This window comes from Candidatus Parvarchaeota archaeon, assembly GCA_016866895.1.
Classification (GTDB): Archaea; Micrarchaeota; Micrarchaeia; order Anstonellales; family VGKX01; genus VGKX01.
Genome location: VGKX01000224.1, coordinates 1 through 1,231 on the forward strand (window position 1 = coordinate 1; position 1,231 = coordinate 1,231).

2 protein-coding genes are annotated in these 1,231 nt (G+C 42.6%); both read right to left on the reverse strand.

Going from position 1 to position 1,231, the window contains the following annotated elements; translation table 11 throughout:
- Window positions 1–176 precede the first annotated feature (176 nt).
- Window positions 177–452: a hypothetical protein gene (locus FJZ26_06140; GenBank protein ID MBM3229985.1), complete on the reverse strand. Its 276-nt coding sequence runs from the start codon at window positions 450–452 to the stop codon at window positions 177–179.
- Window positions 453–527: 75 nt separating this feature from the next.
- The gene (locus FJZ26_06145; GenBank protein MBM3229986.1) at window positions 528–752 is read right to left on the reverse strand and encodes a hypothetical protein; all 225 of its coding nucleotides are present in this window, start codon (window positions 750–752) and stop codon (window positions 528–530) included.
- Window positions 753–1,231: the final 479 nt, after the last annotated feature.

Consider the following 1,231-nt stretch of genomic DNA (forward strand, 5'->3'; position numbering starts at 1 on the left):
AAACGCAAAATCATTGTCAAGATTGGGACAGAGGTTCAAAAGCTCCCTTTTTGAAGTCATTATTTTATGGACATGCTCGGGGTGCGTGATGTGTTCAGCCAGCCCCAGAATTTTTTGGGCATGGGTTATCTTCTGTGTCATAAGCAATGAGGTTGCGCACTCGGATGCTTTAAGCCTCAACTCCTCAATCTTTTTTTATCCTTTATTGGATGCAAACTTGCTATGGGTATAATTATCTTTGCCACTTTTTCGTCAACTGTTCCCTTTGGGCTTTCATGTCTTACCATGTGGTGCGAATCATGCCCTGCCCTGATGTTTTGGAACCTTGCGGAGTTTGGAGTTGTTGCCCCTGGCATTGCAAATTTGCCTTCAAACGGGCTTTTTGCCCCAAATCCTTGCCTTGCAAACTTTACCCTTTGAGCTCCAAAATCAAATAGTGCCATTGTTCCCATTTAATCACCTTTTAAGCAGTTCAATCTCCTTCTCAATTAACTTCACTCTAGGCTCATTCTTTTCTTCCCGTATCTTCAATAAACACCTTTTCTTGCATACCCTATAGAAATCTCAAGTTGCTCTACCTGCTCCACAATCTGTTCAAGCACCGCTTTGCAAGCCACCACATCCGCTTCCAGCTCGGCAAGCCTCTTGCACAATACCCTTATTCCAGACTTCACGCTTCTTAGCTCATCACCAATGAGGTGCTTTTTTGCCTCTTGCTGCATTGAGCGCAATTTTTGTTTCAACTCCTCCATTTTCCGCGAATTGCTATCTCTCATTTTTGCAAACGCATTCCTTTTCCTGTTTTTGCATCACTGCCTGTTCCTTCCACTCCATGCGTCTGGGTTTTCTTGCAGTGTGAACTCATGTCTATATGCCACTTTGCATATTTCTTGTTTTGCCGCAGACTTTGCAGCTTCAAACCCTCTCAGGCTCCAATTGATTTTTTTGCCTTTGCAACAAGCCTGGTCAGGCCTTTCGGCTCTTTTTTTATACCATCAATCTCCCTGGACTGAATCAGCACCCCACGTTCAAACTTGCCTTGAATTAGGGGATAAGTATTTTTAAACCATAAAGTGTGCTTGTGTATATAACTATGCAAAACAACCAGTCAATGAAAGTCCTCTGCAAACACAACCAATAAACACTAAAATGAAACGAAAAACAAGTTACGCCAAGTGAAAACAGGCATATCAAGCCAAATCAACTAAAAAAAACCGGCAAGCATGTCTGG

Coding starts and splice junctions, on each gene's coding strand:
- FJZ26_06140 (MBM3229985.1), bottom strand. CDS start 452: ATGGGAACAATGGCACTATTTGATTTTGGAGCTCAAAGGGTAAAGTTT.
- FJZ26_06145 (MBM3229986.1), bottom strand. CDS start 752: ATGGAGGAGTTGAAACAAAAATTGCGCTCAATGCAGCAAGAGGCAAAA.